Source organism: Sphingomonas sp. (genome assembly GCF_026460985.1).
GTDB lineage: Bacteria > Pseudomonadota > Alphaproteobacteria > Sphingomonadales > Sphingomonadaceae > Sphingomonas.
This window is the reverse complement of record NZ_JAPKNM010000017.1, coordinates 1-15,227: the sequence shown is the minus strand read 5'-3', so window position 1 is coordinate 15,227 and position 15,227 is coordinate 1. Positions and strand designations below refer to the sequence as shown.

Here is a 15,227-nt window from a genome sequence, read left to right as displayed (position 1 = left end):
TCTGGGAAGTCTGGGTTCCCGTCCCCATTAATCCTTGCGCGCGCGTGCATCGGCGCTAAAGCGCGCGGCCCCGGTCGCTTTGCCGGGCATATTGCTGGGAATGGACGTGATCGCATTGGTGCCGCTCGCCGCTGTCGACCCCCAGGCCGTGGAGGCGCTGCTCGACCGCGCCTTCGGCCAGGGCCGACGCGCGCGCACCGCCTATCGCATCCGCAGCGGCACCGATCCCGTCGCCGAACTGAGCTTCGCCGCGCTCGATGCGGACGGCGCCTTGCTGGGCACGATCCAGTGCTGGCCCGTCGAGCTCGCCTGCGACGGCGGCGGCGTGGCGCCTATGGTGATGGTCGGCCCGGTCGCGGTCGAGCCCGATCACCAGCAGGAAGGCATCGGCCGCGCGCTGATGGAGCGGATGCTGGAAGCCGCCCCCGGCTGCCCCGCTAAGGGCTGCGACGCGCTCATGCTCGTCGGCGATCCCGAATATTACGGCCGCTTCTTCGGCTTCACTGCCGATCGCACCGCCGGCTGGCGCCTGCCCGGGCCGTTCGAGCCGCGCCGCCTGCTCGCGCGCGGCGACAAGGTGCCCGATTGCGCCGGAGCGCTCGGCCCCCGCCTGCGCCAAGCCGCTTGAGAGGGCTCGCGCGCTGGCCTAACGAGCTTGGGATGCCCGCGGCGCCTCTCCCCGACTTCGCCAGCCTGTCGCTCGCCGAGATCGCCCGGCTGGCCGCGGAGGACCGTCTGCCGCCGGTCGAAAGCTGGAACCCCGAGCATTGCGGCGACAGCGAGATGCGCATCGCGCGCGACGGCACCTGGTTCCACCAGGGCTCGCCGATCGGCCGCTTGGCCATGGTGCGGCTCTTCTCGACGATCCTCCGCCGCGAACCGGACGGGCGATTCGTCCTCGTCACGCCAGTCGAGAAGCTCGACATCCATGTGGAGGACGCACCCTTCACCGCGGTGGAGATGAAGGCCGAGGGCGACGGCGAGGCGATGCAGCTCGCCTTCCGGCTCAACACCGGCGACATGGTCACCGCCGGCCCCGGGCACGCGCTGCGCTTCGAGGAGCGCGAGGACGGCCCCCGCCCCTATCTCCACGTCCGCGGCGGGCTCGAGGCGCTGATCGCGCGCCCGGTCTATTACGCGCTCGCCGAGATCGCGCTCGCCAATGGGAGCGCGCCTCCGGGCGTGTGGAGCGATGGCGCCTTCTTCGCGCTGGAGCCCCGGCAATGACCCTAGCCGAACGCCTCCGCGTCGCGCTCGAAGCGCCGCATGGCGAGGGACCCATCCTTCTCGCCAGCGATCATTTCGAGTTCGATCCCGACAGCGTCGGGCATCCCGCCGCGGTGCTGGTCGCCGTCACCGACCGCGCCGAGCCGGGGGTGATCCTGACCCAGCGGACCGACACGCTGCGCCGCCATCCGGGCCAGGTCGCCTTTCCAGGCGGCCGGATCGATCCCGAGGACGATGGCGCGATCGGCGCGGCGCTGCGCGAGGCCGAGGAGGAGATCGCTCTGCCCCCCGCGCTGGTCCAGGTTGTCGGCACCGCCGATCGCTATCGCACCGTGACGGGCTATGAAGTCACGCCCATAGTCGGCGTTGTGCCGCCGGACCTCGTGCTCGTACCCGCCGAGGCCGAGGTGGCGGCGGTGTTCGAAGTACCGCTGGCCTTCCTGCTCGACACCGCGAACCATGTGGAGGCGAGCACGCAATATCAGGGACGCGAGCGCCGCTATTACGAGATACTCTGGGGCGAGCGCCGCATCTGGGGGGCGACCGCGGCGATGATCGTCAATCTTTCCCGGAGACTGCGTTGGACGGCATGATCCTTCCTCAGGCCGATTGGCGCAATCGTGTCGGCCTCGACCAACTCGTCGAAGCCCTCGGCGACGCGCGTTTCGTGGGCGGCTCGGTACGCGATACCTTGCTCGGGCTGCCGGTATCGGACATCGATCTCGCCACGCCGCTCTCGCCGGCCACCGTCGTCGAGCGGCTCAAGGCGGCGCGGATACGCGCAGTGCCGACGGGCATCGAGCACGGCACGATAACCGCCATACTCGAGAGCAGTCCGGTGGAAGTCACCACCCTGCGCCGCGACGTCTCCACCGACGGCCGCCGCGCCACCGTGGCGTTCACCGACGATTGGCGCGAGGATGCAGCGCGCCGCGACTTCACGATGAACGCGCTCTACGCCGATCCGCTGACCGGCGAGATCTTCGACTATTTCGAGGGGCTCGCCGATCTCGAGGCGCGCCATGTCCGCTTCATCGGCGATCCGCTGCGGCGCATCGCCGAGGACCATCTGCGTATCCTCCGCTTCTTCCGCTTCCTCGCCCGATTCGGCGACCGGGCCGATCCCGCGGGGCTGGAGGCGTGCACCGCGCGGGCGAAGGACCTGATGGCCCTGTCGCGTGAGCGAATCCGCGACGAACTGCTAAAGCTGCTCGTCGCCAAGGACGCCGTGCGCGTCGTGCGGCTGATGATCGAGCGCGGCATCTTCGAGCCGGTCCTGCCCGAGATCGTCTCGGCCGACTTGCTGGCGCACACCGCCGCGCGCGAAGCCGCCTCCGGCATCGCGCCCGATCCGATCCGGCGCCTCGCGGCGGTGCTTCCGCGGGACGGCGCGGGCGCGGACCTGATCGGCGCGCGGCTCAAGCTCTCCAATGCCGAGCGCAAGCGCCTCGTCGCGGCGATGGGCGAAGCGACCGAGGCGCCGAAGCCCCTCGCCTATCGGCTCGGCCGCGACACGGCGCTCGACCGGCTCCTTTTATCGGAGCGGGACATCGGCCAGATAGAGGAGGTCCAGTCCTGGGAGGCTCCGCGCCTGCCGATGACCGGCGGCGCGCTGGTCGCGCGCGGCCTCGCCAAAGGCCCGGACGTCGCTCGCGCGCTGCGTGCGGTCGAGGATCGCTGGATCGCGGAAGGCTTTCCCGGCGAGGAGCGCGTCATCGCGCTCGCCGACCAGGTCGTCGCTCAGGCCCTGGCCGCGGCCAGCAACGAATAGGCCTCGGCCTGCTCCAGCGGGCGGGCGAAGAGATAGCCCTGCCCATAGGTACAGCCCAGCGCGGCAAGCGTCTGGGCGAGCTCGTTGGTCTCGATGCCCTCCGCGGTGGTCTGCATCCCCAGCGCCTGCGCCAGGCTCAGCACCGCGCGCACGATCGCGATCTTGTCACGGTCGGCGAGCATGCCCGAGACGAAGCTGCGGTCGATCTTGAGCAGGTCGATCGGCAGCTTCTGCAGATAGGCGAGGTTCGAATAGCCGGTCCCGAAATCGTCCATCGCCAGCGTGGTGCCGAGATCCTTCAGCGCCATCATCGTCCGGCTGATCCGGTCGGGATCGCTGACGATCGCGCTCTCGGTGAGCTCGAGCGTCAGCCGCGTGCCCGAAACCTGGTGCTTCTCCAGCGCGATCTGCACCATCTCGGGGATCCGGTCGCGCTGGAGCTGGATCGCCGAGAGGTTGACCGCGACCTTCACCCCGCAGTCGCCGCCTGCCGCCACGTCCCACACCGCGAGCGTCCGCGCCGCCTCTTCCATTGCCCAGCGGCCGAGCGGGATGATCAGCCCCGATTCCTCGGCGACCGGAATGAACTCGTTGGGCGAGAGCGCGACGCCTTCCTCGTTGGTCCAGCGCGCCAGCGCCTCGAACGACGTGATCTGCCCGGTGCCGAGGTTGCAGATCGGCTGGAAGGCGAGCGTCATGTCGCCATTCTCGATCGCGTGGCGCAGCTCGGTCTCGATGCTGAACTGCTCGCGCGCGATATCGAAGGCGCGGATGTGATAGACTTCGGTCCGCCCGCTCTTCTTGGCGCGCTTCACCGCGAACTGGGCGTGGCGGATCAGGTCCTCGGGCTCGCCGCGATTGTCTGCGCCCAGCGCGATGCCGATCGAGCAGTCGACGCGGATCTCGAAGGCGGAGAGCCGGAACGGCGTCGCCAGCGCCGCCTGGACGCGCTTGGCGACGTGCAGCGCGTCGCCCGGCCCGTCGTCGAGCGTCAGCAGCACGCCGAATTCGTCGCCGCCCATGCGCGACAAGATGTCGCGGCCGCGGAGCGCGCCCTTGAGGCGCCGGGCGACCGATATCAGCAGCTCGTCCCCCGCGAGCCCGCCCATGCAGGCGTTGATCCGGCTGAACCGGTCGAGATTGACGACGAGCACCGCGAAGGCCTCGGCATTGTCGGCACTGATCGTCGCCTCCAGCGCGTCGCTGAAGCCCGCGCGGTTGGGCAGTCCGGTCAGGCTGTCGGTCGCCATTTCGCGGCGCAAGCTGTGCTCGGTACGCAGCTCGGAGGTCTGGTCGACCAGGGTCACCAGGCAGCTGCCCGTGCCGCGGTGCGTCGCGCGGCGCGCGAAGAGCACGCGGAAATAGCGGCAATCGACTTCCTCGCCGAACTGCCAGGCGATCTCGTGATGCGTCTCGTCCGATTCGAGGAAGCGGCGCAATTGGGTGCCGAGCAGCCGGATCAGCGGCGATTCGGCCGCGACCGTCCCCAGCCCCGCCATGCGGAACGGGCGGTTGAGCGCGCGGAACTGGAACTTGCCGCCTTCGAGCGTCAGCGCCACCGCGGGCACCGGCAGCAGGTCGAGCATCAGCCCGGCTTCGATGGGCCCCACGGCAAGCGCGTCCATGCCCTGTGGAGCAGGCTCCACGGGCGCGGTCGAGACTGGCTTGAGCTTACCGAACGCCATTGCCCGCCGGGGCTAGCCGGAATTGGTTAAGACCGGCTGAAGCAGTCCCGGCGTCGGGCCTCAGAATCGATTGTCGCGCGGGAAGCCGTTGGGGGCCATGCGCCCGGCCGCGCCGCGCGCGGCGCGCCAGGGCGAAAGATCGCTCTCGGTCCGCGTCCGCCCGGTCTCGCCGCCCATCGCCCAGCTCAGCCCCTCCTCCATCCGGAAGGTCCGCGCGTCGGAAAGCCCACCGTCGCGATAGCGCTGGAGCTGCACGCCCTGCCCGCGCGCCAGCTCGGCGACTTCGGCCAGCGGGAAGACGAGCATCTTGCGATTGTCGCCGATCGCCGCCACCGCATCGTCCTCCGCCGCGATCGGGCGGACCAGCTTGAGTTGCGCGCCGGTGCGCGGCGTCACCACCTGCTTGCCCTTGCGCGTCTCGGCGATCACGTCGGCGGCGTTGACCACGAAGCCCCGCCCGTCGGTCGCCGCGACGAGCAATTTCGCCGACGCGCTCGCCGGCAGCAGCGCCACGATATGGCGCTCGCCCTCCAGGTCGACCATCAGCCGCACCGGCTCGCCAAAGCCGCGTCCGCCGGGCAATTTGTCGCCGCCCAGCGTGTAGAACCGCCCATTGTCGGCGGCGAGCAGCAATTTGTCGGTGGTCTGGGCGTGGAACGCGAAGAGCGGCCCGTCGCCTTCCTTGAACTTGAGCGTCTCGGCCGAGGCGAGCTCGACATGCCCCTTCATCGCGCGGATCCAGCCGCGCTGCGACAGGATAACCGTGATCGGCTCGCGCTCGATCATCGCCTCGAGCGGGATCTCGCGCGTCGGCCCCGCCTCGCGGATCGTCGTGCGCCGCGCGCCCAGCGGCGTATCGAGCCCGTAGCGCTCGATCATCTTGCCGAGGTCGCGCTTCATCCGCGTCCGCTGGCGCGCATCGGACGAAAGCAAGGTCTCGAGCTCGGCCTGCTCCTTGAGCAAGGCCTCCTGCTCGCGCTTGAGCTCCATTTCCTCCAACCGCCGCAGCGAGCGCAGCCGCATGTTGAGGATCGCCTCGGCCTGGCGGTCGGTCAGCCCGAACTCGGCCATCATCACCGGCTTGGGCTCGTCCTCGGTGCGGATGATCTCGATCACCCGGTCGAGGTTGAGGAACGCGATGATATAGCCGCCGACCAGTTCGAGCCGGTCGGCGATCTTGCTCAGCCGGTGCTCGGAGCGACGCCGCAGCACGACGAACTGGTGCTCGACCCACGCCGCGATCGCCTCGCTCAGGCTCATCACCCGCGGGGTACGGTTCTTGTCGAGCACGTTGAGGTTCAGAGGTACGCGCACTTCGAGGTCGGAGAGCCGGTAGAGGCTCTCCATCAGCGTCTCGGCGTCCACGGTGCGGCTGCGCGGCTCGATCACGACGCGGATGTCCTCGGCCGATTCGTCGCGCACGTCGCCGAGGATCGGCAGTTTCTTCTCGTTGATGAGATCGGCGATCCCCTCGATCAATTTGCCCTTCTGGACGCCATAGGGGATCTCGGAGACGATGAGGTGCCAGCCCCCGCCCTTCTCGACCACCTTCTCGATCTTCGCGCGCACCCGGAACGAGCCGCGCCCGGTGGCATAGCTTTCGGCGATCGCGGCGGGGCTGTCGACGACGAGCCCGCCGGTCGGGAAATCGGGCCCGCTGACATAATCGAGCACGTTCGCCTGCGGATTGTCGATCAGCGCGACCGCCGCGTTCATCAGCTCGGCGGCATTGTGCGGCGGGATCGAGGTCGCCATGCCCACCGCGATGCCGGCGGCGCCGTTGGCGAGCAGATTGGGGAACAGCCCGGGAAAGAGCTCCGGCTCCTCTTCCTCGCCATTGTAAGTGGCGCGGAAATCGACGGCATTCTCGTCGAGCCCCGCCATCAGGTCGATCGCGACCTGGGTCAGCCGCGCCTCGGTGTAGCGATAGGCCGCGGCGTTATCGCCGTCGATATTGCCGAAATTGCCCTGCCCGTCGACGAGCGGGTAACGCAGCGCGAAGGTCTGGGCGAGGCGGACCATCGCGTCATAGACCGACTGGTCGCCATGCGGGTGATACTTACCGATCACGTCGCCGACGACGCGCGCGCATTTCTTGTAACCGCTCGCGGGGTCCAGCCGCAGCAGCCGCATCGCCCAGAGCAGCCGGCGATGCACCGGCTTCAGCCCGTCGCGGACGTCGGGCAGCGAGCGCGCAGTGATCGTCGACAGCGCATAGACGAGATAGCGCTCGGAAAGCGCGCTATCGAAGGGGACGTCGGTGGGGCCGCTGGGTTCGAGGATTTCGGTGTCGAGGCTCATCGTAGTCCGGGACTAGCAGCCCGCGCGGCGGCGCGCAAAGCCGAGCGTTGGCACCGAGTTCCGCATCCAACCGCCGTCATCCCGGAAGCCAATTTTCTCCAAATCTCTGATTTGGTGAGAAAATTGAGCTGTCCGGGATCCACCGTGAGGCAATGGCTGGCGGCGAGGTGGATCCCGGACAGTAAGACTTTCCAGCGGAAAACCTCGCGGTTTTCCGGGAAAGTCTAACTTCCGGGATGACGGCCTTTGTCGGGACCGGTTCCTAAACCGGTGCCGGCCGGTCCCGGCCGATCTCGTCCAGCAGCCATTCGCGGAAGCGCTTGATCTTGGGGATCTGCCGCCGCCCCACCGGCGCGACGAACCAATAGGCATAGCCGCGGGTCGAGACCTGCTCGAACGGGCGCACCAGCCGCCCCTCGGCAAGGTCGTTGCGCCAGAAGAAGGGCGTCAGTATCGCCGCTCCCTGCGCGGCCATCGCCGCATGGCCCTCATGCGCCTGCGAATCGAGCCGCACGCCAGGGCGCGGCGGTCCGTCGGGCACGTCGACGCCCGCCTCGCGCAGCCACACCGTCCACCAGGGATCGTGCGGACTGATCAGCGGCACGCGCAGCAGGTCGGCGGGCTCGAGCGGCCCGTACCGGTCGAGAAAGGCCGGGCTCACCATCGGCGTGAAGTCGACCGGCAGCAGCAGATCCGGTGCCAGCCCGGGCCAGTCGCCCCTGCCCGCGCGGATCGCGCAATCGACCTCGCCCCCTTCCAGATCGACGATGGTGTCGCTGGTATCCAGCCGCACCGCCATCTCGGGATGCGCCATCTGGAAGCTGCCCAGCCGCCAGGCCAGCCAGGTGTTGGCGAAGGTGTTCGAGGTCGAGATGACCAGCAGCCCCTCCTCCTCCTTGCGGACATTGGCAAAGGCCGCGTCGATCGCATCGAACGCGCGCGTGATCTGCGGCGCGGCGCGCGTGCCCGCGTCGGTCAGCACCACGCGCCGCTTGTCGCGCCGGAACAAGGCCGCGCCCAGCCGCTCTTCGAGCAGCTTCACCTGATAGCTCACCGCCGCCTGGGTCATTCCCAGCTCTTCGGCGGCGCGCGTGAAATTGCCGTGCCGGGCCGCGGCCTCGAACACGCGTACGGCGGACAAGGGCGGAAGGCGGCGCATGCCCGATCCATAAGGTACCCTTGTTACCCGAGTCCAACGATTTGTTGGCGCCGCGGCGGGTTCGGGCGCAGATAAGGCGGGCCATCGGCACAGGAGAACCGTCATGGACCGCGACTATGAAAGCACCGCCTGGGCGGACAATCACGAGCAGCTCAGCAACGGGATTTCCCGCTTTTTCAAGAAGCTGGCCTATCCGTTCAAGCTTCTCAACAAGATCGAGTACGACGCGCCCTGGCGCCATATGCGCCCGTAATCACCGTCTGGGGAACGCGCCCCGAATGTCTCGCCACAATCTCGCCTTAAATGCGGCGAAATTGTGGCTTGACGACATACCAAGTCATGTGATGGCATATCATCCTCGCTACAGGAGATATGCCGATGCGCCTTATCGCCCCTATCGCAATCGCCGCCACGCTCGCCGCCTGCTCCGAAGCCGGCGGCCCAGGCCAGCATGGACAAACCGCTCCGTCCGAAGTCGTCAGCGACTCCGTCGACACCGAAATGACCACACCGCAAAGCGCGGCCGCGGGACAAGCGGGCGCGCCGCCCAAATTGCCGATTTCGCTGCCCAAGCTCACTTACGCCTATGCGCTCTCCTACCTGTTGCCCGGCGACAAGATCGCGGCGACGCAGGACGCGCATCGCGACATGTGCGAGGAGATGGGCCCGGCACGATGCCAGCTGCTCGCGCTCGAGAGGGGCATCGGCGAGGAACAAGCCGCCCGCGCGATGCTCAAGCTCCGCGTCGCCACCGCGGAGGCGCGCCGCTTTCAGGTCCTGCTCGATCACGACGTCACCGAAGCGGGAGGACGCACCGAAAACGCCAAAATCGCGACCGACGAGGTATCGAAGCAGATGGTCGACACCGAGGCGCGAATCCGCCAGCGCGAACTGCTCGTCGCCCGCCTCACCGAGACGCTGCGCAACCGGAAGGGCAGGCCGGCCGAGCGTGTCGATGCCGAACGCAGCGTCACCCAGGCGCAGGAGGAGCTCGACCAGGCGCGCAGCTGGCTGGGCGAGCTGAAGGGCCGGGTCGCAATGTCCGAGTTCGACATCCGCTACGGCGCGATCGCCCCCAGCGCCACTGCGCAAGGACTCGGCGCGCGGCTCGGCGAAGCTGCGCAGGGCTCGGGCGCGGTCTTCCTGATCGGGCTCAACGCGCTGCTCTCGCTGCTGATCTACCTCCTGCCGTGGGCGGCCCTCGTCGCATTGCCGCTGCTCGTGCTGCGCGCTCTTCGCAAGCGGCGCATTGCGATCGGACAGGCCTGAACCGGCGCACGGCAAGTCCAACACACCCTCCCTCCATCATGGGGGGAGGGCTTTGGTTCAAAGCCTTCGTCAGCGTGATTGCACCGCAACACGGCTTCCAGTATAGGCCCGGGCTCTTCCAGAGCCCCGGCTGTCATGCGGCGTGTCCGCGCCGCCGGGGCGACGCATTTCAGGGGTAAGAGCCGACATGGCACGCCGCCGGCAGATCTACGAAGGCAAGGCAAAGATCCTCTACGAGGGTCCCGAGCCGGGCACGCTCATCCAATATTTCAAGGACGATGCCACCGCCTTCAACGCGCAGAAGAAGGGCACGATCAACGGCAAGGGCGTGCTCAACAACCGCATTTCAGAGCATGTCTTCACGTTGCTCGGCGGGATCGGCATCCCCACGCACTTCATCCGCCGCCTCAACATGCGCGAGCAGTTGATCCGCCAGGTCGAGATCGTGCCGATCGAGGTCGTGGTGCGAAACGTCGTCGCCGGCAGCCTCGCCAAGCGCCTCGGGATCGAGGAAGGCACGCCGCTCCCGCGCACGGTCGTCGAATATTATTTCAAGGACGATGCGCTCGGCGACCCGATGGTCACCGACGAGCATATCCTCGCCTTCGGCTGGGCGGCGCAGGAAGAGCTGCACGACATGGCCGACATGGCGATCCGCGTGAACGACTTCCTCTCGGGCCTGTTCGCCGGGATCGGCATCCGGCTGGTCGACTTCAAGCTCGAGTTCGGCCGCATCTGGGACAATGATTACGCGCGCATCATCCTCGCCGACGAGATCAGCCCCGACGGCTGCCGTCTGTGGGACATGGCGACCAACGAGAAGCTCGACAAGGATCGCTTCCGCCGCGATCTCGGCGGCGAGGTCGAGGCCTATCAGGAAGTCGCGCGCCGGCTGGGGCTGTTCCCCGAAGGCGCGGATTCGGCGGTGCTAGACCTCGAGAGCCATCGCAAGCGCCGGGGCAAGTAACGCGGGCTTTTCTGCGACGAAATCCCGCGATTTCGTCGTCGCACTAAACAGCTTCTTAACCATGGCGCGCCTAATCCTTGGCCGAAATCCGGTCAGGGGGATCACCCATGCGTTCGTTCCGTACCTATCTCGCGCTTTCGGGCGCCGTCACGCTCGCGGCCTGCGGCGGCGATACGGGCCCCCAGACGGTGGGCGGCGTTGCGCCCCCCGCGGCCAGCCCCACCCCGACCCACAGCTTCGTCGCACCCACCGATCCCAAGACCTATGACGGCATCGGCACGGTCCAGCACTACGGATATTACACCGATTCGAACAAATCGGGCCAGGGCGGCCAACTCTATGCCGGCGACGCCAACACCGCGCGCAACGGCGGCATCACCGTCAACTACAATCCGCGCGACGCGGTCTTCGAGCTGACGATCAATCGCCCCGCGGGCGACGTCAGCACCGGCGTCCTGCGCTACCAGGACCCGCTCCACCGCACGGCGTTCGGCGGTCCGGCCACGCCGCAGGCGGGGGTCCCCGAATTCGATGCCGCGCGCAACATCCAGTATCTCGAGGCGGGCAGCCAATCGGGCTCGCGCGTCGGCCCGGGCAGCCAGTTCTACACCTATACGGATCCGGCGACCGGCCAGGTGGTCACCACCGCGGCCAACTCGACCCTTCCGGTGATGGCCGACCAATCGAGCTACAACGTCGCCACGCTCTTCTACCAGAAGCCCGGCACGACGACCAAGTACGTCACCTATGCCGGCTTCGTGCGCAACACCGTATCCGGCTCGCTCCAGCAGCCCGACCCGAGCCAGCCCGCCTTCCTGCGCCAGACCTACAGCCTGGACCGCGCGGCCTTCGTCTTCGGCGAGCGGAGCGCCAATTCGGCGGTTCCCACCACCGGCACGGGCACCTTCAACGGCGAGATGATCGCGTCGATGGTGGTCAACGTGGATCCCACCACGAGGCTGGACGCCACGCTTCCCAGCTATCTGCAGTGGATCCAGGGGACGCAGTCCACATCGATCAACTTCGCGAACCTCTCCGTCTCGACGCATTTCGAGGGAACGGTGATGGCGCCGGGGCTCGACGCCTATACCAACGCGCAATATCCGCTCGCGGCCGGCACGCTGTTCGACGCCACTGCCTCCGCGATGATCGACATGGTCAACCGCGGCGGCTTCACCGGCCAGTTCAGCCAGGCGTGCTTCGCGGCGGACTGCACCGCGGCCAATTCGCTGGTGATCGCCGGCTCCAGCCTCGACGGCACCTTCTACGGCCCCAATGCCGACGAGATCGGCGGCGGCTTCCGCATCGTCGGCGGGACTCCGGACCAGCGGATCGACATCCTCGGCGCCTTCGTCGGCAAGAAGCCCTGACATGCGGCTGATCGCGGCGCTGCTGACGGCGCTGCTCGCGCCCGCGAGCGCGCTGGCCCAGGGGCTGCCCCGCCCGCTGATCGACCGCTGCACGGCCGAGATCTGCAAGGCGCGACTCACCCCGGACCAGGTGCTGGTCGAAGCGATGGCGCTGATCGAGGCCAGCCGCTTCGACGAGGCCCAGCCCCTGCTCGCCGCCTTGGGCCGCGTGCCCGAATACCGGCTCGAGTCGCGCTTCTTGAGCGGCCGCATCGCCGCGGCGAAGGGCGATCACAAGGCCGCGATCGCCTTCTACCGCGACATCCTGGCCGACGATCCCTCGCAGACCCGCGTCCGGCTCGAGCTCGGCCGCGAGATGCTCGCGATCGGCCATAGCGCCAGCGCCGACAAGCAGTTCCGCATCGCCCAGCAGTCCGACGATTTGCCCGAGGACATCGCCCGCACGATCCGCTCGGTCCGCGACGTGATCCGCTCGCGCCGCGCCTGGCGGCTCGACGTGGACTTCGGCCTCGCGCCCGACACCAACATCAACAACGCCACCTCGGTCGACACGATCACCGTGCAATGGGGCTCGAACCAGCTGCCGATCACGCTCGACGAGAACGCCAAGGCGCGCTCGGGCGTCGGCCAGACCGCGACGATCTCGGGCGGCTTCCGCCTGCCGGTCGCCGACAGCACCTCGATGCTGTTCGATCTCGACAGCAGCGGCAACAATTACAGCGGCACCGACTTCGACGACTATCAGGTCCAGCTCGCCGCCGGCCCCGAATTCCGCTTCTCGCGCGAATCGAGCGTGTCGATCCAGGCCCTGGGCGCGCAGCGCTGGTTCGGCGGCCACCTCGCCAGCCGCCAGATGGGCGTCAAGACCGGCTTCCAGACCCGGCTGAGCAACACCCAGCAGATCGGCTTCCAGCTCGACACGCGCCGCACCGACGCGAAATTCGACGACGCCTATGACGGCTGGCAGGTCGGCGCCTACGCCACCTATGAGCGCGCGGTCGCCAAGAGCCTCGTCGCCTCGGCCGGCCTGTTCGCGCGTCGCGACTGGCTCAAGGCCGACGCCTATTCGAGCACCGAGCTCGGCGTGATCGCCGGCTTCGGCGGCGAGCTTCCCTACGGCATCAGCTTCGGCCTCAGCGGCAGCGCCAGCCGCGCCAGGTTCGACGCGCCGATCCCCCTCTTCTCCCCCGAGCCGCGCGAGGACTGGCGCTACACGGCGCGCGCGACGCTCGGCAATCGCAAGATCCGCGTCTGGGGTTTCTCGCCGCAGGTCAGCGCGAGCTATTCGCGGATCGACTCCTCGATCCCCTTCTTCGCCAGCGACCGCCTCCGCTTCCGTTTCGCGGTAGCCCGCTATTTCTGATTGCGGGACTCGGCGCGCGCGGCCATAGGGCTGCCCTCATGAAGCTCCGCATCATCGTGACCCTCAAGAACGGCGTGCTCGACCCCCAGGGCAAGGCCATCCAGCACGCGCTCGCCGGCCTCGGCTTCCAGGGCGTCGACGACGTCCGCGCCGGCAAGATCTTCGAGCTCGAAGTGGCCGACGGCACCAGCGACGCCTCGATCGACGAGGTGTGCCGCAAGCTGCTCGCCAACACCGTGATCGAGAATTACCGGGTCGAGCGCGCATGAAGTCCGCGGTCATCGTCTTCCCCGGCTCCAATTGCGACCGCGACATCGCGGTGGCGCTCGAGGACGTGACCGGCACCAGGCCGCACATGGTGTGGCACGGCGAGACCAGCCTTCCCGACGGCGTCGGCCTGATCGCCCTTCCCGGCGGCTTCTCCTATGGCGACTATCTGCGCTGCGGCGCCATCTCGGCGCGTTCGCCGGTGGTGCGCGCGGTGGTCGAGGCGGCGGGGCGCGGCGTGCCGGTGATCGGCATCTGCAACGGCTTCCAGATCCTCACCGAGGCGGGGCTGCTCCCGGGCGCGCTGATGCGCAACTCAGGGCTCAACTTCGTCTGCCGCGATGTCGCGCTGACGGTGGACAACAGCCAGTCGATCTTCACCAGCGGCTATGGCAGCGGCGAGACGATCACCTTCCCGGTGGCGCATCACGACGGCAATTATTTCGCCGATGCCGAGACGCTCGACCGGATCGAAGGCGAAGGCCGCGTCGCCTTCCGCTATGCCGAGGACGTCAACGGCTCGGCCCGCAACATCGCCGGCCTGCTCAATGCGAGCGGCAACGTGATCGGCATGATGCCCCACCCCGAACGCCGCATCGAAGCCGCGCATGGCGGCCTGGACGGGCGCCGCATGTTCGAGGGACTGCTCGAAGCGGTTGCCTGAGGGCGTGGCCCTGGGCAGTTGCTGACGACCTGGGTCGGCCTCTACCTTCCCTCGCCCCCGAAGGGGGAGAGGGTTGCGCAGACTTAGGCCTTGCGAAGCAAGGTCTTAGTCGGAGCTGGGTGAGGGGTGCGGCTGCGCAGCAGCCGCGCGGAGCTGCGCTCCGCTCTACCCCTCGCCAAGCTCCGCTAGGCAGCAAGCTGCCAGGCTTCGCTATCAGCGCAGGGTCGGCCCGGAAAACGCGATGACGGCTACTTTGCCGCGGGCTATATCCGCGCCGCAGTTCCGTAGTGAGGGGTGATTCATGAACGTGAAGATCTTCGCCGTCGCCATCGCCGCCGCCTTCCTGGTTTCCGCCTCCTTCACCGCCACCCCCACCACGCCTCCCGTTCCGCAATCCAGCAATGCATGCCTGCTCGAGGGCGAGATCATGTCGGAGTTCGTCAAGGACTGCTCGCAGACCAGCATGCCGATCTCCGCCGCCGCCTATGCCGCGCAGTGTCGCGAGAATGAGAGTGCCGGGCTGAAGGCAACGCCGATGAAGACATGCCCGGCCCAGGCGCAGGCGTCGTGCATCAATCCGTTCGGCCAGCAGATCACGACCTTCTATTATGCGCGCAGCCCTCAGCAGCTTGCCGCGACCAAGCAGAGCTGCGTCGCGCAGCGCGGCAAATGGGTCGAGCGCCCCTGACCTGGGCACAGGCCGCCGCTCACGCGCGTGACCTCGTGCTGTGCGGTGATGTCCGGCGCCGCCCGCCACCGGATTGAAGATTTTATCCAAATGGGCTTGCCTTGCCCATTTTCGGATGGCATAGGGTCACCATCATGACCAGCATGATTCTCTTCGCGCGACCGCGACCGCGACCCTGCACCTGTCGACATTGACGGGCAGCTTTGCTGCGCCCGTCGTTTCAGGGTGTAGCTCAAGAGAGTCAGAGCGCCCGGCTTGGGACCGGGAGGTTGCAGGTTCAAGTCCTGTCACCCTGACCAGACCTTCATAAACAACGCTTTTCCGCCGCTTTCCGTGTGGTGGCCGAACGCAATTCAGTGCGCGGCCGGTTTGTGGATCCGGTGCTAGAGCGTTTTCCGATCATTCTGCATCGTACCCGGCGCTAGCGAAGTAATTGGCGCACTCCTGCGGCGAGTAGAGATCGATGATGCGGCCGATGGCGTCCCACAGGCCATGG

Annotated in this window: 15 protein-coding genes and 1 tRNA gene; 13 read left to right on the top strand and 3 right to left on the bottom strand. The window is 67.9% G+C overall.

Annotated elements, in window-relative coordinates; genetic code table 11:
* Positions 1-106: 106 nt before the first annotated feature.
* The 4 genes from MT490_RS03480 to MT490_RS03465 are packed head-to-tail and all read left to right on the top strand — an operon-like array spanning position 107 to position 2,998.
* A complete protein-coding gene (locus MT490_RS03480) occupies positions 107-628 on the top strand; it encodes an N-acetyltransferase (protein ID WP_297384365.1) in 522 nt (173 codons plus the stop codon).
* A gap of 32 nt (positions 629-660) precedes the next feature.
* Entirely contained in the window at positions 661-1,227 is a 567-nt protein-coding gene (locus tag MT490_RS03475; protein ID WP_297384290.1) for a DUF1285 domain-containing protein, read from the top strand.
* The gene (locus MT490_RS03470; protein ID WP_297384288.1) at positions 1,224-1,820 is read left to right on the top strand and encodes a CoA pyrophosphatase; all 597 of its coding nucleotides are present in this window, start codon (positions 1,224-1,226) and stop codon (positions 1,818-1,820) included. Before MT490_RS03475 ends, MT490_RS03470 begins: the two co-directional genes overlap by 4 nt.
* Positions 1,817-2,998: a CCA tRNA nucleotidyltransferase gene (locus MT490_RS03465; RefSeq protein WP_297384286.1), complete on the top strand. Its 1,182-nt coding sequence runs from the start codon at positions 1,817-1,819 to the stop codon at positions 2,996-2,998. The genes MT490_RS03470 and MT490_RS03465 overlap by 4 nt, the downstream gene beginning before the upstream one ends.
* On the opposite strand, the gene MT490_RS03460 is transcribed toward MT490_RS03465, so the two are convergent.
* The 3 genes from MT490_RS03460 to MT490_RS03450 all read right to left on the bottom strand — a co-directional run bounded on the left by MT490_RS03460 (position 2,968) and on the right by MT490_RS03450 (position 8,143).
* Entirely contained in the window at positions 2,968-4,584 is a 1,617-nt protein-coding gene (locus MT490_RS03460; RefSeq protein WP_297384363.1) for a bifunctional diguanylate cyclase/phosphodiesterase, read from the bottom strand. The two genes, MT490_RS03465 and MT490_RS03460, sit on opposite strands and share 31 nt — an antisense overlap.
* Positions 4,585-4,743: 159 nt before the next feature.
* Entirely contained in the window at positions 4,744-6,984 is a 2,241-nt protein-coding gene (parC, locus tag MT490_RS03455) for a DNA topoisomerase IV subunit A (RefSeq protein WP_297384284.1), read from the bottom strand.
* 262 nt (positions 6,985-7,246) lie between these two features.
* Positions 7,247-8,143, bottom strand: coding sequence for a LysR substrate-binding domain-containing protein (locus MT490_RS03450; RefSeq protein WP_297384282.1), 897 nt, complete (start codon positions 8,141-8,143; stop codon positions 7,247-7,249).
* A gap of 103 nt (positions 8,144-8,246) precedes the next feature.
* Here MT490_RS03450 and MT490_RS03445 point away from each other — a divergent pair, with 103 nt between their 5' ends.
* The 9 genes from MT490_RS03445 to MT490_RS03405 all read left to right on the top strand — a co-directional run bounded on the left by MT490_RS03445 (position 8,247) and on the right by MT490_RS03405 (position 15,030).
* Positions 8,247-8,396 (top strand): hypothetical protein, encoded by a 150-nt coding sequence (locus tag MT490_RS03445; protein ID WP_297384281.1) that lies wholly within the window; start codon positions 8,247-8,249, stop codon positions 8,394-8,396.
* 125 nt (positions 8,397-8,521) lie between these two features.
* The gene (locus MT490_RS03440; protein WP_297384279.1) at positions 8,522-9,412 is read left to right on the top strand and encodes a DUF4349 domain-containing protein; all 891 of its coding nucleotides are present in this window, start codon (positions 8,522-8,524) and stop codon (positions 9,410-9,412) included.
* A 187-nt stretch (positions 9,413-9,599) separates the two neighbouring features.
* Positions 9,600-10,379, top strand: coding sequence for a phosphoribosylaminoimidazolesuccinocarboxamide synthase (gene purC / locus MT490_RS03435; RefSeq protein WP_297384278.1), 780 nt, complete (start codon positions 9,600-9,602; stop codon positions 10,377-10,379).
* Positions 10,380-10,486: 107 nt separating this feature from the next.
* Positions 10,487-11,749 (top strand): transferrin-binding protein-like solute binding protein, encoded by a 1,263-nt coding sequence (locus MT490_RS03430; protein WP_297384277.1) that lies wholly within the window; start codon positions 10,487-10,489, stop codon positions 11,747-11,749.
* 1 nt (position 11,750) lies between these two features.
* Positions 11,751-13,112 carry a surface lipoprotein assembly modifier gene (locus MT490_RS03425; RefSeq protein ID WP_297384275.1) on the top strand — a complete coding sequence of 454 codons (1,362 nt, stop codon included), beginning with the start codon at positions 11,751-11,753 and terminating at the stop codon, positions 13,110-13,112.
* 38 nt (positions 13,113-13,150) lie between these two features.
* The gene (gene purS / locus MT490_RS03420; RefSeq protein WP_297384274.1) at positions 13,151-13,381 is read left to right on the top strand and encodes a phosphoribosylformylglycinamidine synthase subunit PurS; all 231 of its coding nucleotides are present in this window, start codon (positions 13,151-13,153) and stop codon (positions 13,379-13,381) included.
* Positions 13,378-14,043, top strand: coding sequence for a phosphoribosylformylglycinamidine synthase subunit PurQ (gene purQ, locus MT490_RS03415; RefSeq protein ID WP_297384272.1), 666 nt, complete (start codon positions 13,378-13,380; stop codon positions 14,041-14,043). The genes purS and purQ overlap by 4 nt, the downstream gene beginning before the upstream one ends.
* A gap of 301 nt (positions 14,044-14,344) precedes the next feature.
* Positions 14,345-14,731 (top strand): hypothetical protein, encoded by a 387-nt coding sequence (locus MT490_RS03410; RefSeq protein WP_297384270.1) that lies wholly within the window; start codon positions 14,345-14,347, stop codon positions 14,729-14,731.
* A 221-nt stretch (positions 14,732-14,952) separates the two neighbouring features.
* Positions 14,953-15,030 (top strand) — tRNA-Pro (locus MT490_RS03405).
* The last annotated feature ends 197 nt before the right edge of the window (positions 15,031-15,227 follow it).